General features: G+C 70.2%; 17 protein-coding genes and 1 pseudogene. 8 read left to right on the top strand and 10 right to left on the bottom strand.

The window, feature by feature from the left end:
• Positions 1-451: 451 nt before the first annotated feature.
• The 6 genes from eno to ADK57_RS21700 all read left to right on the top strand — a co-directional run bounded on the left by eno (position 452) and on the right by ADK57_RS21700 (position 6,979).
• On the top strand, positions 452-1,762 hold the full coding sequence (gene eno / locus ADK57_RS21725) for a phosphopyruvate hydratase (RefSeq protein ID WP_053751164.1): 1,311 nt from the start codon (positions 452-454) through the stop codon (positions 1,760-1,762).
• Between the two features lie 60 nt (positions 1,763-1,822).
• Complete coding sequence (locus tag ADK57_RS21720; protein ID WP_053751163.1) at positions 1,823-2,827, top strand: VOC family protein; 1,005 nt, start codon at positions 1,823-1,825, stop codon at positions 2,825-2,827.
• 53 nt (positions 2,828-2,880) lie between these two features.
• Entirely contained in the window at positions 2,881-3,432 is a 552-nt protein-coding gene (locus tag ADK57_RS21715; RefSeq protein ID WP_053751162.1) for a carboxymuconolactone decarboxylase family protein, read from the top strand.
• Positions 3,433-3,570: 138 nt separating this feature from the next.
• Complete coding sequence (locus tag ADK57_RS21710; protein WP_053751161.1) at positions 3,571-4,668, top strand: alcohol dehydrogenase catalytic domain-containing protein; 1,098 nt, start codon at positions 3,571-3,573, stop codon at positions 4,666-4,668.
• 173 nt (positions 4,669-4,841) lie between these two features.
• Positions 4,842-5,750 (top strand): LysR substrate-binding domain-containing protein, encoded by a 909-nt coding sequence (locus ADK57_RS21705; RefSeq protein ID WP_053751160.1) that lies wholly within the window; start codon positions 4,842-4,844, stop codon positions 5,748-5,750.
• A 362-nt stretch (positions 5,751-6,112) separates the two neighbouring features.
• The gene (locus tag ADK57_RS21700; protein ID WP_053751266.1) at positions 6,113-6,979 is read left to right on the top strand and encodes a 3-hydroxybutyryl-CoA dehydrogenase; all 867 of its coding nucleotides are present in this window, start codon (positions 6,113-6,115) and stop codon (positions 6,977-6,979) included.
• A gap of 803 nt (positions 6,980-7,782) precedes the next feature.
• Here ADK57_RS21700 and ADK57_RS21695 read toward each other — a convergent pair.
• From ADK57_RS21695 to ADK57_RS21650, 10 genes and pseudogenes are all read right to left on the bottom strand, one after another.
• The gene (locus tag ADK57_RS21695; protein ID WP_053751159.1) at positions 7,783-8,328 is read right to left on the bottom strand and encodes an SRPBCC family protein; all 546 of its coding nucleotides are present in this window, start codon (positions 8,326-8,328) and stop codon (positions 7,783-7,785) included.
• 85 nt (positions 8,329-8,413) lie between these two features.
• Positions 8,414-9,379, bottom strand: coding sequence for an electron transfer flavoprotein subunit alpha/FixB family protein (locus ADK57_RS21690; RefSeq protein WP_053751158.1), 966 nt, complete (start codon positions 9,377-9,379; stop codon positions 8,414-8,416).
• 26 nt (positions 9,380-9,405) lie between these two features.
• A complete protein-coding gene (locus tag ADK57_RS21685) occupies positions 9,406-10,182 on the bottom strand; it encodes an electron transfer flavoprotein subunit beta/FixA family protein (protein ID WP_053751157.1) in 777 nt (258 codons plus the stop codon).
• Between the two features lie 25 nt (positions 10,183-10,207).
• Positions 10,208-11,383 (bottom strand): acyl-CoA dehydrogenase family protein, encoded by a 1,176-nt coding sequence (locus ADK57_RS21680; RefSeq protein ID WP_053751156.1) that lies wholly within the window; start codon positions 11,381-11,383, stop codon positions 10,208-10,210.
• Between the two features lie 84 nt (positions 11,384-11,467).
• A complete protein-coding gene (locus tag ADK57_RS21675; RefSeq protein ID WP_053751155.1) occupies positions 11,468-12,724 on the bottom strand; it encodes a CaiB/BaiF CoA transferase family protein in 1,257 nt (418 codons plus the stop codon).
• Positions 12,725-12,783: 59 nt separating this feature from the next.
• Complete coding sequence (locus ADK57_RS21670; protein WP_053751154.1) at positions 12,784-13,224, bottom strand: hypothetical protein; 441 nt, start codon at positions 13,222-13,224, stop codon at positions 12,784-12,786.
• 448 nt (positions 13,225-13,672) lie between these two features.
• Positions 13,673-14,032: a cytochrome c oxidase assembly protein gene (locus ADK57_RS21665; protein ID WP_053751153.1), complete on the bottom strand. Its 360-nt coding sequence runs from the start codon at positions 14,030-14,032 to the stop codon at positions 13,673-13,675.
• A gap of 190 nt (positions 14,033-14,222) precedes the next feature.
• The gene (locus tag ADK57_RS21660) at positions 14,223-14,549 is read right to left on the bottom strand and encodes a hypothetical protein (protein WP_053751152.1); all 327 of its coding nucleotides are present in this window, start codon (positions 14,547-14,549) and stop codon (positions 14,223-14,225) included.
• Positions 14,462-15,600 (bottom strand): annotated as a pseudogene (locus ADK57_RS21655) (cytochrome ubiquinol oxidase subunit I). Before ADK57_RS21655 ends, ADK57_RS21660 begins: the two are co-directional and overlap by 88 nt.
• An 81-nt stretch (positions 15,601-15,681) precedes the next feature.
• Positions 15,682-17,157 carry an MFS transporter gene (locus ADK57_RS21650; RefSeq protein ID WP_053751150.1) on the bottom strand — a complete coding sequence of 492 codons (1,476 nt, stop codon included), beginning with the start codon at positions 17,155-17,157 and terminating at the stop codon, positions 15,682-15,684.
• A gap of 97 nt (positions 17,158-17,254) precedes the next feature.
• On the opposite strand from ADK57_RS21650, the gene ADK57_RS21645 reads away from it, so the two are divergent.
• Together ADK57_RS21645 and ADK57_RS21640 are read left to right on the top strand one after the other, a co-directional pair.
• Positions 17,255-17,770 carry a MarR family winged helix-turn-helix transcriptional regulator gene (locus ADK57_RS21645; RefSeq protein ID WP_053751149.1) on the top strand — a complete coding sequence of 172 codons (516 nt, stop codon included), beginning with the start codon at positions 17,255-17,257 and terminating at the stop codon, positions 17,768-17,770.
• A gap of 166 nt (positions 17,771-17,936) precedes the next feature.
• Positions 17,937-20,084 (top strand): ATP-binding SpoIIE family protein phosphatase, encoded by a 2,148-nt coding sequence (locus ADK57_RS21640; protein WP_063785984.1) that lies wholly within the window; start codon positions 17,937-17,939, stop codon positions 20,082-20,084.
• The last annotated feature ends 68 nt before the right edge of the window (positions 20,085-20,152 follow it).

The following is a 20,152-nucleotide window of genomic DNA, read 5'->3' as shown; positions in this document are numbered from 1 at the left end:
GCCCGGCGGACCCGCGTCGCCTGTGCTGTCCGTCCGTCCAGGAGTGCGCGGGTCCGCCGGAGGTCCAGTCGGAGCACCAGCCGGAGCATCACGACTGTGCGAACGATAGCATTGACGTTTCGGCGAGACCAAGGGAGCGCGGGGCGGCAACACCGCGGGATCGGTTGGCACCCACCCCTTGACAGAGAAGCCACCGCTTTGCACGATTGCGCTATCGTTAGCACGACAAGAGCCGCAGTGAACGAGCAACCCTCGCCATCACCTTCCGCCTCGCGCCCAGCGCCGCCGCACCTGCTCAGGTGCCGCCCCGCGAGGGCCGACCACGCCCGTTCGTCGGCGAGGACTTTCTCCGTCCGCCTTCCGTCGCCTCCGGCTGCGGGGGCGCCCCCGATGACAGGCACGGGCATCTCTCGTCGACCCGATCGTCCGAACTCCGAAAGGTTGCACCGCAATGACAGACGCGCGGATCGCCAAGCTCTACGGCCGCAGGGTGTGGGACTCCCGCGGTCGCCCGACCGTCGAGGTCGAGGTACACCTCGCGGACGGCGCGACCGGGCGGGCCATCGCCCCGGCGGGGGCCTCGACGGGCCAGGGCGAGGCGCTCGACCTGCGCGACGGCGGCAGCCGCTTCGGCGGGCTCGACGTCCGGCGCGCGGTGGGCTCGGTGAACCGCGAGATCGCCCCCGCCCTCGCCGGCCGTGACGCGGGTGACCAGGAGGCCGTCGACCGGCTCCTGGTGAACCTCGACGGCACCCCCGACCGCAGCCGTCTGGGCGGCAACGCGATCGTGGCCACCTCCATGGCGGTCCTGCACGCCACCGCCGCGTCGGCGGGCGTACCCCTGTGGCAGCACCTGGCGGGCGGGCGGCCGGTCCGCATCCCGCTGCCGGAGATCCAGATCTTCGGTGGCGGAGCCCACGCGGACCGCCGCGTCGACGTCCAGGACTTCATGGTGGTCTGCCCGGCGGCACGGAGCTTCTCCGAGGCCCTGGACTGGACGGCGGAGATCTACCGGGCGGCCGGAGCCCTGATGCGGAAGGCCGGCAAGGCGCAGGGCGTGGCCGACGAGGGCGGGTTCTGGCCCGCGTTCGACTCCAACGAGGAGGCGCTGGAGATGCTGACCCTGGCCATCGAGAGCGCGGGCTTCGCACCCTCCTCCCAGGTGGGCATCTCCCTGGACGTCGCGGCCTCGCAGTTCGGCAGCGGCGGGCGGTACACGCTGGCCCTGGACGACCGCACGCTGGACACCGAAGCGCTGATCGACATGCTGGGCGGCTGGATCGAGCAGTATCCGATTCTCTCCGTCGAGGACCCGGTGGGCGAGGACGACCACGAGGGCATGCTGGAGTTCACCCGGCGCTACGGCCGGCGCTGCCAGGTGATCGGCGACGACTACCTGGTCACGAACGCCAAGCGAGTCGAGGCGGCGGCCACCAGCGGGGCGGCGAACGCCGTACTCGTCAAGCCGAACCAGGCCGGTACCGTCACGGAGTCCTTCCAGGCCCTGCGCGCCGGAAAGGATGCCGGTTTCGGCACGATCGTCTCGGCCCGGTCCGGGGAGACCGAGGACGTCACCATCGCCCATCTGAGCGTCGGCTGGGACGCCGGTCAGCTGAAGGTGGGCTCATTCACCCGCTCCGAGCGAATGGCCAAGTGGAACGAGGTCCTGCGGATCGAGGAGGCCCTCGGCGCATCCGCGGAATTCAGCGGATGGTCCGCCTTCACATTCGCGGATTCCGCGGCCTCCACGACCAAGCCGTAAAACGGCCCCGAAGTATTACAGTCATCGAAATCCAGAGCCGATCGGAGCACGGAGACCACCATGCTGCCTCCCGTCAATCTGCGCCCGAGTTTCAACATCACCCGCTCCAGTCATGTGCGTCTCACCGTGGCCGACCTGGCGGAGAGCCGGAACTTCTACGTGAACGCCCTGGGCCTCGTCGTCAGCGACGAGGACGAGCGCACCTGCTACCTCCGCGGCCTCGCCGAGGCCTGCCACCACAGTCTCGTCCTGGAGCTGGACGAAGAGGGCGGCGGCACGTGCAGGAGGGTCGGCTACCGGGTGTTCTTCGACGAGGACCTCGACCTCGCATACGAGTGGTTCCGTGAGCGGGGACTGCCCGCCGAGTGGGTCGACGTCCCGTACCAGGGCCGCACCCTGCACGTCAGCGACCCCATCGGCACGCCGCTCGAACTGTGCGCGACCATGGAGACGCGGCCGCGGCTGCACATCGACTTCGCGTCCTACAAGGGTGCCCACGCGCAGCGGCTGGACCACTACCAGATCTTCGCGCCCGACACCTACGAGCTGTGCGCGTTCTACAGCGAGCTCGGCTTCCGCAACTCGGAGTACCTGGAGCACGGCGACAAGCTGCTCGGTGCCTTCATGTACCGCAAGGGCACCTGCCTGGACCTGGCGATCGTCGAGAACACCGGGCCGGCCCTGCACCACTTCGCGTACACCGTCTCCGAAAGCCGCGACATCTTCTCCGCCTGCGACTGGGCGGGGATCCTGGGCTACGGCGACGGCGTGGAGCGGGGCCCGGGGCGTCACGGTCCGGGCGGGATGCTCTTCGCCTACCTCCGTGACCCCGACGGCCACCGGGTGGAGGTCTTCAACAGCCACTACCAGACGATCGACACCGAGATCGAGCCGGTGCGCTGGGACGCGGCGGCACTGAGCACCAACGCCCGCTGGGGCCTGCCGGCCCTGGAGAAGTGGTACTTCGAGGCGTCGCCCTTCGTCGGCGTGAAGCAGATCCCGCCGGCCGAGCTGCCGAAGCCGATGTCGATGGAGCGGTACCTGCTCGGACAGTCCGCCCACTGAACTCTCGGTCCGCCCACCGGACTTTCGTACGATCACGTCCCCGAGGAGACACCATGGCACGAGTCCCCTATCTGCGCCGCGAGGACGCGGACGAAGCGCAGAAACCCCTGTACGACCGGCTGGAGGCCGAACGCAAGGTACCGACGGCGAACATCTTCCTCGCCCTCACCCATGCGCCGACCCAGCTGGACGCCTTCCTGACCTACGCCAACTCGCTGCGCGCCGCCGACCTCAGCCCCAAGCTGCGTGAACTGGCGATCCTGACCGTGGGCCACGCGACCCGGTCCGCGTACGAGGTCGCGCACCACCAGTCGCACGGACTGGGGGCCGGGCTCACCGCGGAACAGCTCGCGGCGGTGGCCGACTTCGAGTCGTCCGACCTGTTCGACGGGGTGGAGAAGGCGGTGATGCGCCTCGCCAAGGAGTCCACGCTCCAGGTCGAGGTCTCGAAGGAGACGTGGAGTGCCGCCGCCGAGCACCTGACGGACAAGCAGATGGTCGAACTGTCGTTGTCCATCGCCTGGTACAACTCCGGCGTCCGCATCATGGGGCTGCTGGACATCGACCTCGAGGAAAATTACCCCGCCCCTTTCCCGAATTCGTAGAACCCGGCGCCGTAAAGCCCTCAATACCTGAGATGTGACTACCGAGCCGCCGGTCCGCCGCCTCGGTCGCCGAACAAGAATTCTCCGCCCCCGAATCGCAGGGACGGAGTAGTTTCAAGGAGTATTTCAATGGCGAAAATGCTCGCTGCACGACTGCACGCGCTCGGTGAGCCGATGTCGGTGGACACCATCGACGTGCCCACACCGCGGCCGACCGACGTGCTGGTGCGGGTCAAGGCGTGCGGGATCGTGCCGAACATGGCCAACGTGATCAACAACTGGCCCACCTGGTTCCCGCACCAGCCGTTGCCCAAGTTCCCCGCCATCTTCGGCCTGGACGCCTCCGGCGTGGTCGAAGCCGTCGGCGAGGCGGTGCTGAACACCAAGCCCGGTGACCGGGTCTACGTCAACCCCCTGCGCGGGTGCGGAAGTTGCCAGGTGTGCCGGGGCGGTGAACTGAGCCGGTGCCGCTACTTCACGCTGAACGGCTACTTCAGCACCTCCCGTGACGGCCAGCGGATCTTCGACCTCTACCCGTACGGCGGCTTCGCGGAGTACATGACCGCCCCGCAGTCCTCGATCGTCAACATCCCGGACAACATGACGTTCGAGCAGGCCGGCAAGCTCGGCTACATCGGCACCTCCTACGGCGCCCTCAAGAACGCCGCCGCAGGGCCCGGCCAGGTCGCGCTGATCGACGGGGTCACCGGAACCCTCGGGGTCGCGGCGACCGTGCTCGCGCTGGCCTCCGGCGCCTCCCGGATCCTCGGTACCGGCCGCAACGAGGAGCTCCTCAAGCGCGTCAAGGAACTGGCCCCGGACCGCGTCGAGGTCTTCCGGCTGGGTGACGGTTCCACCGGCGAGTGGGCGAAGTCCCGCACCGGCGGCGAGGGCGCGGACTACGTGATCAGCGCGCTGGGCGCCAAGGCGCCGGTGGAGACGATGCTCGACTCCATGCAGGGCGTCCGCAGGGGCGGCCGGGTCGTCAACGTCGGCGGCGTGGCCGACCGGCTGCCCGTGGACGTGAAGTGGCTCATGGACGAGCAGGTCCAGCTGATCGGCTCCAACTGGTTCAGCACCGCGCAGGGGCAGGAACTCGCCGACATGGTGGGCACGGGCGCCCTGGACCTGTCCTACCTGCAGGCCAAGCCGTTCCCGCTGTCCAGGGTCAACGAGGCGATCTCGGGTCTCCAGGACCGAGACGGCGGGTTCAGCAACTACGTCGTCATCCCCTGAACCGCGGGCACCCAGGGACGTCCGGACATCCCTTGACCGGCCATGCCCCTGACGCCCCGTACTCACCCCGCGGCGGTCCTGTTCTGCCCTGACGCCGCCGCGGGGTGCTTCACACAAGCCGTGCACACGGCCGGTGCTCTCGTCGGCACCGGCCCGGCAGGATGGAGGAGCGGGTGGAACTGCGCTGGCTGGAATCGTTCGTCATCGTCGCGGAGGAACTGCACTTCGCGCGGGCCGCGGACCGTCTGCATCTTGCCCCGTCGGCGCTCAGCGCCCAGATCAGGGCCCTGGAGTCGCACCTGGGCGTGCGGCTGATCGACCGCGGACGGCGCAGCCGCCCGGCGCTGACCAGCGCCGGGCGGCTTTTTCTCGAGGAGGCGCGGCTGACCCTCACCCAGGTCTCCCGGGCCGAGTCGGTGGGCCGGCGTGCCGGTCGCGGGGAGTTGGGGCACGCCCAGATCGCGTACGTCGCCTCGGCCACGTTCTCCGGGGTGCTGACCGACGTCCTCACCCGCTGCGCGGCCCCCGGCACCGAGCTGACCGTGCAGGTGCGCGAGCTGGAGACACCGGCCCAACTGGAGGCGCTGGCCTGCGGGGACATCGACGTCGGCTTCCTGCGCTGGAGGCCGGAGTACCCGCCCGAAGTCACGGCCACCTGCCTGCTCACCGAGGACGTCGTCCTGGCGCTGCCGGCCGGCGCGCCGCTGGCGGCGTACGAGGCGATACCGGCGGCGCAGCTGCGCGACGAGTGGTTCGTGGCCCCGCACTTCGACGAGGAGTACGGCTGCCGCGACCAGATCCTCGAGGTGGCGGAGCAAGGCGGGTTCAGTCCGCGGTGCGCTCCTCCGGTGCGGGACTTCATCGCGGCTCTGACACTGGTGGGCGGTGGTCTCGCGGTGGCTCTGGTCCCTGATTCCCTGCGCCGCGTGCACATCCCCGGGGTGGCCTACCGTCCTCTGGCGGACGTATCGCTGACCACCCGGCTGGTGGGTGCCTACCGCAGGGGCGAGACCTCGCCCGCGGTTCGCGGCCTGATCCGCCGCCTGCGGGAGGCCGCCGCCGCCACGGTCACCGCCGGCTGAAGCCTCGGTGTTCCGGCGGACGGCACCGACGCGGGCTGCACCGACGCGGGCTGCAGTCCGCTCAGGGGGGCCTCGGCCCCCTCCCCGGCAGCGCCGTCGGGTCCGTCCGGGGGTGCCGTCCTCGACGCCTGCGACCGCCACCTCGTACCCGCCTCTCCTGCCGTCCGGCTCACCCCGGTCACGGTCGGCGTGGCTCTGCGCGACACGCTCGGCCAACGACGAACCGACGCATGTTTGTGCGCGGAAAACGCACTGTCGGAGCAGGTCAGAGGGGGTGCTCGCGGCCTACGCTCAACACGGCACCACAGACCGTGGCGGCGTCGGTCGACCGCCGCCGGGCGGAGGAACAGGCGGAGGAACACATGACATCGATCAAGCACGTGGGGGTCGTCGGCGCCGGGCAGATGGGCCGGGGCATCACCGAGGTCTGCGCCCGGGCAGGGCTGCACGTCACCTTGTGCGACGTGACCGAGGACAGGGCTCGTGCCGGACTCGCAGGCGTGGCGGACTCCCTGCTCAAGGCGGAGAAGCGCGGCACCATCGCCCCCGAGGACCGCGCACATGCCCTGGCCGGGATCTCGGTCACCGGCGATCTCGTCCGCCTGGCCCGAGCCGACCTGGTCATCGAGGCCGCCGTCGAGGACGAGCAGGCCAAGACGGCGCTGTTCCGGCAGCTGGACGAGATCGTCACCGACCCGGCGGCCATCCTGGCCAGCAACACCTCCTCGATCCCCATCGCCCGGCTCGCGGCGGCGACCGGACGACCGGAGGCGGTGGTCGGCCTGCACTTCTTCAACCCGGTTCCCGTCATGCCGCTGGTCGAGGTCATCCCCTCGTTGCAGACCTCGAAGACCACGGAACTGCGTGTGCGCGCCTTCGCGGGCGAGATCCTGGGCAAGAAGGCGATCGTCACGGAGGACCGCGCGGGCTTCGTGGTCAACTCCCTGCTGGTTCCCTACCTGTTGGCAGCGGTGCGGATGGTCGGCTCCGGCACCGCGACGGCGGAGGACATCGACACGGGGATGACCGCCGGATGCGCTCACCCCATGGGCCCGCTGCGCCTCGCCGACCTCATCGGACTGGACACCGTCGCGGCGATAGGCGAGGCACTGTACGAGGAGTACCGGGAACCGCTGTACGCCCCTCCCCCGCTGCTGCGGCGCATGGTCGAGTCGGGGCTGCTGGGCCGTAAGTCAGGGCAGGGATTCTTCAACTACCAGGCGGCCTGAGGGCCTGCGGCTACGCGGTGTCCCGCGCGCACCGCGCGAGACGCTGTTCCCGGATCCAGCACGAGACGGTGCAGCCCTGATCGGCCGGCAACTTGTACGGGTAGCGGCGGAGATACGCAGGGCGGCCGCGCTCCCTTCGGGGCTCAGCCCCGGGGGGCGACGGGCCGCTGCTCCATGTGAACGAGAGTGCGCCGGGTGACAGGTCCGGGCCTTCGTCCCCGGCTGCCCGGTCCAACCCGGCCGCTCCGCACGAGGGTTGCCGATCAGGTCGACCACGTTGTCGGCGAGCCGAGGCGTGACACGGGACTCCAGGTACTCCACCTGCCGCGCCAACCCGTACCGGAAATGCCGTACCGCCTGGCCGAGCCCGGCGGGCGCGTCGGAGCCGATGTGCCGTGGGCCGATGTGCCGATGTGCCGCGCGGATGCGCGGGAGTCGGCGCCCTCGCGCGGCAGGACCGCCAGGGGCACGAGGTTCCGGCTGAGGGTGCCCCGTCAGCGGTCCAGTGTCTCGGCATCCGTGCCATCACTCGGCGTCGTGATCTGATCCGCGGCATGCGACCGGCGTCGTCTGATCCATGGCATGCGGCTCTCCGTCTGGCGCACCCGTCCCCCGAGGAGACTGGCTCGGACGGCCCTCGTCCCGGCGAGGGGGTGCGATCACCCCGGGCGAGCCGCGACCGGCCTCTGAGACCGATCGCCTGGTGCGACCTGGCCTCTCTCTCGAACAGCGTTGAGCGGGGGCGCCCCCGACGCCCCCGCTCACCGGCGCCGATCAGGCGCCGCCGATCTCCTGCGACCTGATCAGCCGGACAGTCCCCGGTCGGCTTCTTCGGCGAGCGCCTTGATGCCGTACAGGGTGGCTTCCATGTTCGTGCGGAGCTCGGCGAGCCGGAAGGCCACGATCTGCTCCTCCCGCTCCGGCGTCCGGTCGATCACCAGGTTGAGCCCGGAGCGGCCCGGCCCGATCCGGGCCAACTGCCGCAGCCTGGTGCCGGGCCCCTCCGGGGCGAGCTCGTAGCGCCAGGTGGCCAGGGGCTTCGCGGGGTCAGGGGCCGGATCGCCGTACCGGCCCTCCGGATCGGTGACCGCCCAGCCGAACACCCGCCGCTCCTCCAACCGGACGACGTACGAGACGGTCCACCACTCGCCGGCCATCCGATGGCGGTTGTACCCCGCGAAACGCGCTCCCACCGCGGGCTCCTCCGCGCCGTCGAGCCATTCCACGCGCTGCAGTTCAGGGCTCAGGCGGGCCGACAGACCGATGTCCGTCACCAGGGCCCACACCCGGGAGGGATCCGCCGCGATGTGAACGTCACAGCAGACCCTCGGCCCCTCGGCGTACCGCATGGTGTTCCTCCCCCATGGTCCGGGCCGTCCGGTCCGGACCGGACGGCCCGGACCTCGAGAACGGCGTCCACCTCAGGCGTCCGTCTCAGCCGACCGTGCGGCGGGCGGCCATTTCCTGCGTGAGCTGGGGAGCCACCGAGAACAGGTCGCCCACCACGCCGTAGTCGGCGAGGCCGAGGATCGGTGCCTCCGGGTCCTTGTTGACCGCGAGGATCGTCTTGGAGGTCTGCATCCCGGCGAGGTGCTGGATGGCCCCGGAGATGCCCAGGGCGATGTACAGCTGCGGGGAGACGGTCTTGCCGGTCTGGCCGACCTGGTACTGGTGCGGGTAGTAACCGGCGTCGACCGCGGCGCGCGAGGCGCCCACGGCACCCCCCAGAGCGTCGGCCAGCGCCTCCACGACCTTGAAACCGTCCGCTCCTGCGACACCGCGGCCTCCGGAGACCACGACGGCCGCCTCGGTGAGTCCGGGCCGGTCGCCCGCGGGAGCGGCGCGCCGGGCGGTGATGCGTGCGGACGCCGCAGGGTCGACCGGCGGCAGGGCCAGCTCCTGCTCCCTGGCCTCCACGGGATGCTCCTCCGGCTCGAAGGCGCCCGGCCGCACGGCGATCACCGGTATGCCGTGGATGACCTGTGAGCGCACGGTGTAGGACCCGCCGAAGACGATCTGGGTGACCACCCCGGACGAGTCCAGGTCGACCGCGTCGATCAGCAGCCCCGCGTCGAGCCGCGCGGCGAGACGCCCGGCCACCTCCCTGCCGTCCGTCGTGGCGGAGACCAGAACGGCGGCGGGAGAGGTTTCCCGGACCGCGAGCTCCAGGGCGTCGACGGCGGGCGTGACGAGGAACTCGGCCGCGTCGGTGGCTTCCGCGGCGTGGACGCTCGTGGCGCCGTGGCGGGCGAGGGATTCCCTGAGGCGCTTGGCTGTGCCGGGGGTTCCCACGACGACGGCGGCCGGGTCCCCCAACCGCCGTGCGGCGGCCAGGAGTTCATATGTTGATTTGTTGACACGTTCCCCGTCGTGGTCGACGAGTACGAGGACTTCGGGCATGGGGGCCTGTCTCCTGGTCGGGCGGTTCAGACGAGCTTCTGGGCGATCAGGTACGCGGCGAGCTGCCGGCCGGCCGAACCGTCGTCCGTGATGCGGGTTCCTGCGGTTCGCGGGGGACGCGGGACGGCCTCCACCACACGCGTGCGGGTCACGAGGAATCCGGCCGCGTCGGGGAACAGGTCGTCGAGGTCGACCGTGTCCACCGGCTTCTTCTTGGCGGCCATGATCCCCTTGAAGGAGGGGTAACGCGGCTCGTTGATCTTCTCGGTGACGCTGACCAGCGCGGGCAGCGGGGCGTCCAGCGTCGCCTCGCCGTCCTCGGTCTCCCGCTCGGCGCGCACCCGCTCCGCGTCCACGTCCAGCTTCCGTACATGGGTCACCTGCGGCAGGCCGAGCAGGTCCGCGACGACGGCGGGGACCGCGCTCGCCTGACCGTCGGTGGTCGCGTCGCCGGCGAGCACCAGGTCGACGTCCTCCACGGTCCGTACGGCGGCCGCCAGGACCTTCGCGGTGGTCGGCACGTCGGCGCCGTGCAGTCTGTCGTCGCAGATGTGGATCCCCCGGTCGGCGCCCATGGCCAGGACCTTGCGGATGGCGTCGAGCGCGGAGTCGGGTCCCATGGAGACGACGGTGACGTGGGCGTCCGCCGTCTCCTTCAGCGTCAGGGCCTCTTCGGCGGCGCGCTCGTTGATCTCGTCCAGGACGAGTTCGGCGTCCTCGCGGTCGAGGGTGTGGTCGGCCTGGGACAGGGTGCGCTCGGCACCGGAGTCCGGGACCTGCTTGACGAGTACGACGATGTTCACGGGTGTCTTCCTTCAGCCTTCGTGATCAGCGGAACGCCGCCTGGCCGGTGATCGCCTGGCCGACGACCAGCGTGTGCATCTCACTCGTGCCTTCGTAGGTGAGGACGGACTCCAGGTTGTTGGCGTGGCGCAGCGGCGAGTACTCCAGGGAGATGCCGTTGGCCCCCAGGATGGTGCGGCATTCCCGTGCGATGGCGATCGCTTCCCGCACGTTGTTGAGCTTGCCGACGCTGATCTGCTCGGGCCTGATGCGGTGCTGGTCCTTGAGCCGCCCCAGGTGCACGGCGAGAAGCGCGGCGTTGCCCACGGACACGCTCATGTCGGCGAGCTTCTTCTGGGTGAGCTGGAAGCCGCTGATCGGCTTGTCGAACTGGATGCGGGAGTCGGCGTACTCGATGGCCGCCTGGATCGAGTCGCGGGCCGCACCGACCGCGCCGAACAGGATGCCGAAGCGGGCCTCGTTCAGGCAGGACAGCGGTCCGCGCAGGCCCTCCGCGAGGGGCAGCCGCGCCGAGTCGGGCAGCCGTACGTCGTCGAAGTACAGCTCCGAGGTGATGGAGGCGCGCAGCGACATCTTCTGCTTGATGTCCTGCGTGGTGAAACCGGGCGTGCCGCGGGGCACGAGGAAGCCGCGGATGCCGTCCTCGGTCTGTGCCCAGACGGTGGCCACGTCGGCGATGCCGCCGTTGGTGATCCACATCTTGGAGCCGTTGAGGATCCAGTCGTCGCCGTCGCGGACGGCCCGGGTGCGCATCCCGGAGGGGTTGCTGCCGAAGTCGGGTTCGGTCAGGCCGAAGCAGCCGATGGCCTCACCGGCGGCGAGCCGGGGCAGCCACTCCTGCTTCTGCTCCTCCGAGCCCCACTTCCAGATGGAGAACATCGACAGTGAGCCCTGCACGGAGACGAAGCTGCGGAAGCCGGAGTCCGCCGCCTCCAGCTCCAGGCACGCCAGTCCGTAGCTGACCGCGTTGGTGCCGGCGCAGCCGTAGCCTTCGAGGTGCATGCCCAGTACGCCCAACTTGCCCAGCTCGGGCGCCAGTTCGCGGGCGAAGTGGGCGTTCTCGAACCACTCGCCGATGTGCGGGCGCACCCGGTCGGCGAGGAACTTGGCGACGGTGGTCTGGATCTCGCGCTCCTCCTCGCTGAGTGTCGAGGAGAGGTCGAGCAGGTCGAGAGGGTCCTTCATCGGCTTACGGCTCATCGTGGGCTCCTGATGGTTGTGGTGGTCGGTTCGGTCGTGGCGCGCCTGCGCCGGGAACGGTCGCTCGACCGCTCGTCCCAGCGCTCAGGCATCGTCGGAAAGGCGGTGGAGGATCTCCGCGGTGTGCTGGCCCAGGCGCGGCGGCGGCAGGCGGTACTGCGCCGGCGTGCCGCTCAGCGCGATGGGGCTCGCGACCTGGCGGGAGGGCGTGCCCTGCGCCTCGTCTGCTCCGTCGGCTCCGTCGGCTCCGTCGGCGGATGCAGCGGGTGCGGCGGGGATGTCGACGATGCCGGGGAGGCCGAGTTTCTGGGCGAAGGCGAATGCCTCGTCAAGGGTGTTGACCGGTCCGGCGGGCACCCCCGCCGCCAGCAGGACGGCCGACCAGTGGTCCGCGCCGGCGCCGCTCAGCCGCTCGGTCAGGATGTCCCGCAGTTCGGTGCGGTGTGCGACCCGGTCGGCGTTGGTGCGGAAGCGGTCGTCGGCAGCGAGACCGGGGTCCTGGACGGCCTCGGCGAGCGCCGCGAACTGCCGGTCGTTGCCCACCGCGATCGCGATCGGGCGATCGGCTGCCGGGAAGGTCTCGTACGGGGCGATGCTCGGGTGCGCGTTGCCCATGCGGCCCGGAACCACACCGGCGACGGCGAACGCCGACGCCTGGTTGACCATGGCCGACAACAGCGAGCCGAGCAGGTTCACCTCCACACACTGCCCCTCCCCGGTGGCGTCCCGGTGCCGGAGGGCGGCAAGGATGCCGAGCGAGGCGTGCAGGCCGGTGATTACGTCGACCAGGGCCACGCCCGCCTTCACCGGCTCTCCGGCCGCGTCGCCGGTCACGCTCATCAGCCCGCCGACTGCCTGCACGAGCAGGTCGTATCCGGGGATCTCCGCGCCCTCGCCGCTGCCGAAACCGCTGATCGAGCAGTAGATCAACCCCGGGTGCCGGGCACGGAGTTCGCCAGCGCCGAGCCCCAGCCTTTCCATCGTGCCGGGACGGAAGTTCTCCACCAGTACGTCGGACTCGGCGACCAGGGCCCGGGCCTGTTCGACGCCGGCGTCGGTCGTGAGGTCCAGGACGACGGACCTCTTGTTCCGGTTGACGCCGAGGTAGTAGGTCGACGTGCCGGCGTGGTCCGCAGGGGGGTGCCAGGCCCGGGTGTCGTCCCCGATGCCCGGCCGTTCCACCTTCACCACGTCGGCGCCGAGGTCGGCGAGGAGCATCGTGGCGTAGGGCCCCGCGAGAACGCGGGAGAAGTCGGCGATGCGCAGACCGTCCAGCGCGCCGCGCCCCGCTGAGTCGAGAACGCCGGCCCATCCGTCCGGTGCGTTGTGCTGGGTGCCCACGCACCCTCCTCCCTGATCGTCCTGTGTGTGCGAGGTGGCTGTGCCTCGGCCGTTTCCCGTTACCACCAGCGCTCCAGAGTCGGTGCCGGGTGGGTGAGTTCGACGACGGGCAGGCCTTGGCCGAGGGGGGCGACGGACCGTACGACGCTGACCCGCGCCCCCACCGCGACCGCGACCGGTGCCGACCCGGTGACCTGGCAGAGCAGGTTGAAGCCCTCGTCCATCGCGACGAACCACGTGTTGTGCGGGACATGGCCGTAGCGGCGCACGACGACCCCCGAGCCCTCGCTGTGCTCCCGTTTGAAGGCCATGGACCCGCAGGCACGGCAGGTCGAACGGCGGTAGGCCGGGGTGCCGCACCACAGGCAGCGCTGGAATTGGAGTTCGCGGCAGACCGCCGGTGCGTCCGGCGGGGCGGCCGCGGCCGTGGTTGCGGCAGCGGCAGCGGTCTCGTGGTCGTCTGCGAACTCGGTGAGTCCACGGGTGTCTGTCTGGAGCATCACGGCCTCCTGCACGCAGTCCGGTGACCGGAAAGGGCTGGTCGGGATCCGATGTGGCTCCCTCACCCTGGCCCTGTCGCGGATCGCCGGTCAACGACGTACTGACGCATCTTTGTGCGCGGAATGCGCTCCATTCGCTGAGGTCAGAGCGGGTCTCCCCGCGCTACTCTCCCTTTGGAGCGCTGTTGCGTGCGGGGCCTGTCGGCGAGGGGCAGCCGTGGCCGTCGAGTCGACGATGTCGAGCGGGACGCCCTCGTGGGGAGCCCGAGGCGTCGGACCTTCCGCGGCTGTCTTCGTGGCGGAGGAGCCGATACCAGAGCGCAGCACGCGAACGAGCCGGGGCCGCAGACCACCGGACGGATGGCGGCAAGCCGTGCGAGGCCGACAGTGCATGGACGGCGCGGGGCCCACTCGCCCGACGCCACTCCCGGCCGCGGCCGCGCATGTGTCAACGTCCTGGCCGTTGCTGCCGGATGCGCTGGGCGACGTCGCTGTTCTCGGTCTCTCTCCCCCCACGGAACGGACGAGGCCCGGCCCCTGCGCGAGGGCCCGTCGCCGAAGATCCCGCAGGGACCAGCTCCGCGTCCGGGCGGCGGTCCAGGGCGGTGGTCTCGGCGCGTTCGGTGCGATCCCACTGCACGAGGACGGCGAGCAGGAAGGGCAGCGCCACCAGTTCGGCGAAGCCGATCACGGCACCGCCGCCGAGCTGCTGGTCATGATGCCTGTCCGGTGCCCAGGAGGGAGCGTGGTTCAGGTACCAGGCTCCGGCGATCAGCGTGCCGTGGGTCATCACCACGCCGGCCGGCACGGCGTGGTGATGACCCCGTCGAGAAGCACCAGCGCTGCCCGGACAGGATGAGTGCACCACCTCGGCAGCGCCTCCTCGTGGGTGAACACCGGCACCACGAACAGGTCTCCGACGAGCAGTAAGTGCAGGTACACCAGCTCGCGCGGCCGGCCAGAGACCTTGTGGGATCAACACCACATGGCCGTGACCGTCATCGCTCGATCGCCTTCCGCGCCAACAGGGTCAGCAGGGCGTCGTCGGCGTAGGCGCCGTTCCACACTGCGGTGAACCGCTCGATCCTGCCCCACGGGTCGAGTTCGATACCGGTGATGCCTCGGGGAACCGGGCCGTTGACCGCGGTCCATTCGTACCCGCCTCCGACATCGTTGCCGAGCACGTGCCGTACGCCGGTGCCCGCACCGACGTACGGCAACACCGAGCCGGCCTTCGTCAGGTACGCGTGGATGCTCGCCTTGCTGGTGATCTGAATGTGCGCCGGCACGTCTTCGAAGACGGCGTCGGACGAGAACAGATCCATCGCGGCCGCGATGTCACTCCTGCGCAGGGCGTGAGGACGAACCGATGGAAGCCGCGCGCGGTCCACAGGCGGTTGCGCATGCGGAGGATCGTGGCGGCGAACGCCGTACCGAACATCAGCACGGCCGCGAGGAACATGACGCGGAAGCCCCAGAAGGTCGCGGCCATGTCCGGCCGGTCGGCTGCCGGGGTGAGCTTCAGGCCGGGCATGGCCGTCTTGCAGCTGAGGTCCTTGGCGATGTAACTGCCGAGGCGGGGAATGTCGAGCTCGGCGATGTTCCGCGCGGCTTGCTGATCCGGGATGGAGAACAGGACGAAGCCTGTGTCGCCGTTGCCCAGTTGCCTTCGATCGCCTCCAACTTGGCAAGCTGGTAGGGCAGTTCATGCCCGGCCACACTGTCACCGAGGCAGAGCTGAACAGGCATCAGCAGCGCGGCGATCCCGAGCGCGATCGACATCGAGCGGCGGGCGAAGCCCTTCGCGCGCCCCTTGACCAGGTACCAGGCCGAGATCCCGGCGACGAAGAAACTCGCCGAGATCAGCACGGCGGCCAGCATGTGCGGCCAGCGCCAGAGGAACGACGGGTTGAAGATGACGCGCACCCAGCCCGTGGGCTCGAACCCACCGTGGACGACCTTGAATCCGGCGGGCGTCTGCATCCACGAGTTCGCCGCGATGATCCACGTGGACGACAGAACGGTGCCCACCGACACCATCACGGTGGACACGAACATCGTGCCCTTGCGAACGCGGCCCTCGCCGTAGAGCAGAACGCCGATGAACCCGGCCTCGACGAAGAAGGCGGTCACGACCTCCATGCCGATGATCGGCCCGATGATCGGCCCCGTCTTCGCGCCGTACACGCCCCAGTTGAGACCCATCTGGAACGTGATGACGGCGCCGGCGACCACGCCGATCGCGAAGCCGACGGCGAAGATGCGCCGCCAGAAACGGAACATCTGCAGGTGGCCGGCCCTGCCGGTACGCCAGTACCGGCCGTAGACGACCGACAGGAAGATCGAGAGTCCGACGGTGATCGCCGGAACGGTCATGTGAAACAGGACGGTGACGGCGAACTGCCATCGCGACAAGTCAAGGAGACTCATCACTGCTCCCTTTCGTAAGGGGCTGGATCACGCGTCCACGACCGGAGTGGATGCGGCGGCCTTGGTGAAGCGCGGCAGGGCGGCGGCACCGACCGCGAGCAGGGCGACGATGCCCATCTGCACGTACTCGACTCCGGCGAAGGCGTGGGCGACGTTGTCCGGTGCCAGGGCAAGGTAGAGGGTGCCGAGGGTGGCCACGCCGAGGGCGAGGCCGCTCTGCTGGAGGGTGATCAGTACGCCGCTGCCGATGCCGGCCAGGTGCGTGGGGACGTCGGCGAGCACGCTGCGGAACAGACCGGCGAACAGCATCGACTGCCCGGCACCGACCAGGGCCAGCGGTACGGCCATCGCCCACAGGCTGACGTGCGGCCAGCTCCCGAGCAGGAGCGCCACCAGTGCGATCAGTCCGGCGAGTTGGACGACGGCGCCCGCGGACAGTGCCGCCCGGCCGAACCGGGTGAGCAGCCGGGGCGCGACGAGTGAACCAGCGAAGAACAGCAGGGCCATCGGCAGGATCGCCAGACCACTGTGCAGGGCGTCGGCGTGCAGGCCGTTCTGCACGGTGAGGGCGAAGACGAACATGAACGCGCCGAAGCCGATACTGAAGGCGAACACCATCACCAGGCCGCGGGACATGGACGGCAGGCGCAGCAGGGTCGGTGGCAGCAGCGGGACCTCGCCGCGCTGCTCGGTGCGCTTCTCCACGACGTACGTGACGGCACCGAGAACGACCGCGAGAGCGAGCAGCAGCCAGGTCCACCACGGCCAGCCCAGGGAGCGCCCCTCGGTGAGCGGGACCAGCAGGGCGGTCAGGGTGGCGGCGAACAAGACGGTGCCGGGCAGGTCGATGCCCACCGGGTGGTGTGAGCGGGTGTCCGGCACGAGCCGTGCCGCGACGAGGAGCACGACCACGCCGATGGGCACGTTGACCAGGAAGATCGGCCGCCAGGCAGTGCCGGCGATGTCAGCGCTGACCAGCAGTCCGCCCACCAGTTGCCCGACCACCGCGGCGATGCCGGAGGTGGCCCCGTACAGGGCCACGGCACGGGCCTTGCGCTGTCCTTCGAGGACGTGGTGGAAGGTCGCCAGCACCTGGGGAATGAGCAGGGCGGCGGTGGCGCCCTGGACGATGCGGGCCGCGATCAGCGCACCCATGCTCGGGGCGACACCGCAGGCCAGCGAGGCCAGCACGAAGCCGACAAGCGCCCCGAGGAAGATGCGGCGGCGGCCGTAGCGGTCGCCCAGTCGGCCGCCGAGGACGAGCAGGGTCGCATACGCGACGCCGTACCCGGCGATCACCAGCTCCAGGGACGACGCGGAGGCGTGCAGGGAGGCGTCGATGCTGGGCAGGGCCACATTGGTGATGAAAAAGTCCATGATCGGCAGGAATGCGCCGGCCAGCAGGATGAACACCCCGGCCGGGTGCAGCCCGCCCGCGCGGGCCGTGGCATGGGGTGAGAGTGCTGTCGCCCCGGCATGCCGGGAGGAAGTGGTTGTCGTCATGGCAGCTCCCGAAGATTGAAGTTATGATTTCATAACTATGAACCCATAAGGAGTATGCGCCTATAACTACTTCCCGGCAAGCCCGTACCCTGGAGCCGTGACGAAGGTTCAAGCACACCCGACGACGGACCCAACGGCCGGACCGGACGACGAGCGGCGGTGGGCCGAACTGGCCGACCTCGTGCTGATCATCAGCCGGGAGATCCAGTTCCGCGGCTACACCGACGAGCGGGCCGTCCCGCTGTCACCGTCCGAGGGCATGGTGATGCGCCATCTGCAGCGCGAGCCCGCCGCCCCGCCCAGCCGCATCGCCGACGCGACCGGACTGCAGCGCACCAACCTCTCCACCGTCCTGGGCGGCCTGGAGCGCAAAGGTCTCGTCGAGCGGCGCGCCGACCCGGGCGACGGCCGGGGCGTCACCGTCCACACCACCGAACACGGACGCACCAACTACGCCCTGGTCCGCCGCGAATGGGCCGCGGCGGTCTCCACGGCCGCCGGCCACGACACCGAACACCTCGACGCCGCCCTCACCCTCCTCACCGCCGTGGAAACCGGACTGATCCAGTCCCGACCACAGAACCGCGCCAAGCCGCCGGCGACACAACGCTGATCCCCACACACCGACGGCCACGGCTCACCTCGGCGACCACCTCAGCCCCGCAACCGGGGCGGAGTGAGGCGTGGATAGACAGTGCGGGCTACCGTAGAAGGATACTTTTGTCATGATTTGCACGGAACGTGGGCAAGTCTTGACCTGTGGGTGAGCAGGAGGTGGCGTGGCCGCGGAGGAGGTGTTCTGGGACGCGCAGACGCTTGCACTGGCTCTTCAGCAGGCGACATCGTGCCTGGACGGCCTGGGTGCCACGCTGCACCGGTGCGGTTCCGTCGACGGCCGGTTGCGTCTGGCGGCGACCGGTGGCCTCGGCTCGGCGAGCAGGGAAGCGTGGGCAGAGCTGAGCAGCGAGCAGGACGTGGCGCCCGCATGGGCCGTGCGGCGTGGTGCCTTCGTCTGGATGGCCGGCGACAGCCTGGGGGTGGGTGCGACCGGCACGGCGGCGGTGCCCCTTCAGGGCGCCGATGGCCCCATGGGTGCGCTGTCCGTGCTCACCAGCGGAACTGCTGAGCCGGAGGACGTGCGACAGTCCTTTTTGCGCGCGGTGGCCGCCTGGACCGTTGCGCGTCTGCAGAGCACGTCGGACATACCACCGGGCCACGGTCGGGCGACCGGGGCCGAGCAGACTGTCCGGATGAGCGAACTGACCGCGGCGCTCGCAGAGGCCCTCACTTCCAGGGACGTCGTGGAAGCCGTGGCGATGCACATCCTGCCTCCTCTCGGCGCCGACGGGCTGGGGATCGACGTACTGGAAGCCAACCGTCTGCGCCTCGTCGGCATCGTCGGACACCCACCGGGATTCACCCGCCGGCTCGACGATCGCCCCCTGTCGTCCCACCCCGTCGTTGCCGACGTACTCCGCACCCGTACCCCCGCCTTCATCGGATCGACGCGCGAGTTCCAACGGCGCTATCCGCACATGGGGGACGTGGCGATCGCGTCCACGAAGAACGCCTGGGCGTTCCTGCCTCTGATCGCCTCCGGACGCGCCATGGGGTGCTGTGTCCTCTCCTTCGGCCGGCCGCGCTCCTTCAGCGACGAGGAGCGCACCTTGCTGACGGCGCTCAGCGGCATGGTCGGCCAGGCGCTGGACCGGGCCCGTCTGTACGACCTGGAGCACACCCGCGCGCAGGGTCTGCAACGTGATCTGCTCCCCCGGGAGCTGCCGTGCCTGCCCGCCGTGCGGGCGTCGGCGCGCTACCTGCCCGCAGGCCGCGGCGAACAGGTGGGCGGTGACTGGTACGACGTGATCCAGCTGTCCGCCGACCGGGTCGCCATGGTGATAGGCGACGTGATGGGGCACGGAATCACCGAAGCAGCCACCATGGGCCGGCTGCGCACGGCGGTGCGGACCCTCGCCGACCTCGAACTGCCTCCGGACGAGTTGCTCAGCCGCCTCAACGACATCGTTCACGAGCTCGGTGAGGACTACTACGCCACCTGTCTGTACTCCGTGTTCGACCCCGTCAGCCGGATCCTCTCGCTGTCCCTCGCCGGCCATCCCCCGCCCCTGATCGTGCATCACGACGGCACGGTTCACCGCCCGGACCTGGCCACCGATCCGCCGCTGGGCGCGGCCGACCCGCCCTTCGCCCTCCACGAGCTGCGGCTGCCGCAAGAGAGCCTCTTGGTCTTCTGCACCGACGGCCTGCTCGAAGCCGCCACCGGGGACCTCGACCAGGGGCTGGACCAGCTCCAGCAGACTCTGGCTCGCTCCGTGGCCCGGACGTCCTACTTCTCGACCGGAGACCGGGACGCCGCCACCGGACGACTTGACGACCTGTGCGACCTGGTCCTCTCGGCGGTGCTGCCCGACCGTGAACAAACGGACGACGACGCGGTCCTCCTCATCGCCCGCACCATGCCCACCGCCGCCGGTGACGTCGCCACGTACCCGCTGCCTGACGATCCCCGCGCAGCCGCACAGGCCCGAGAACACGTCCGCGGACAACTGGCCGTCTGGGGACTGGACGACCTCGTCGTCACCACCGAACTCCTGGTCAGCGAGCTCGTCGGCAACGTGGTCCGGCACGCCAGGGGCCCCGTCCGCCTGCGCCTGCTGCGCAGCCGGTCGCTGATCTGCGAGGTCTACGACGGCAGCCTCGCCACCCCCCGCATCCGGCGCGCCGCATACACCGACGAGGGCGGCCGGGGGCTGCAGTTGGTGGCCGCCCTCTCTCATCGCTGGGGCGCTCGCCACCTCAGTGACGGCAAATGCATCTGGGCCGAGCAACACCTGCCCCGGGCCGAAGAACCTGCACCTGTCGTCCTCACCGAAGAAGCTCGGCGCCCGGCAACAGCCCGCACTTGAGTGGAGCCATCGCGTGGAGCGATCGCGGGGAGCCATCGCGTGGAGCAATCGCCATGGGCCCCCGGATC

The sequence above is a fragment of the Streptomyces sp. MMG1533 genome (assembly GCF_001279775.1).
In the GTDB taxonomy this organism is placed as follows: domain Bacteria; phylum Actinomycetota; class Actinomycetes; order Streptomycetales; family Streptomycetaceae; genus Streptomyces.
The sequence above is the reverse complement of the archived record's forward strand: the minus strand, read 5'-3'. Positions and strand labels throughout refer to the sequence as shown.

Coding starts and splice junctions, on each gene's coding strand:
- ADK57_RS21695 (WP_053751159.1), bottom strand. CDS start 8,328: ATGCGGTACGCCGAGGGGCCGAGGGTCTGCTGTGACGTTCACATCGCG.
- ADK57_RS21700 (WP_053751266.1), top strand. CDS start 6,113: ATGACATCGATCAAGCACGTGGGGGTCGTCGGCGCCGGGCAGATGGGC.
- ADK57_RS21650 (WP_053751150.1), bottom strand. CDS start 17,157: ATGACGACAACCACTTCCTCCCGGCATGCCGGGGCGACAGCACTCTCA.
- eno (WP_053751164.1), top strand. CDS start 452: ATGACAGACGCGCGGATCGCCAAGCTCTACGGCCGCAGGGTGTGGGAC.
- ADK57_RS21660 (WP_053751152.1), bottom strand. CDS start 14,549: ATGGATCTGTTCTCGTCCGACGCCGTCTTCGAAGACGTGCCGGCGCAC.
- ADK57_RS21670 (WP_053751154.1), bottom strand. CDS start 13,224: ATGCTCCAGACAGACACCCGTGGACTCACCGAGTTCGCAGACGACCAC.
- ADK57_RS21690 (WP_053751158.1), bottom strand. CDS start 9,379: ATGCCCGAAGTCCTCGTACTCGTCGACCACGACGGGGAACGTGTCAAC.
- ADK57_RS21715 (WP_053751162.1), top strand. CDS start 2,881: ATGGCACGAGTCCCCTATCTGCGCCGCGAGGACGCGGACGAAGCGCAG.
- ADK57_RS21680 (WP_053751156.1), bottom strand. CDS start 11,383: ATGAGCCGTAAGCCGATGAAGGACCCTCTCGACCTGCTCGACCTCTCC.
- ADK57_RS21720 (WP_053751163.1), top strand. CDS start 1,823: ATGCTGCCTCCCGTCAATCTGCGCCCGAGTTTCAACATCACCCGCTCC.
- ADK57_RS21710 (WP_053751161.1), top strand. CDS start 3,571: ATGCTCGCTGCACGACTGCACGCGCTCGGTGAGCCGATGTCGGTGGAC.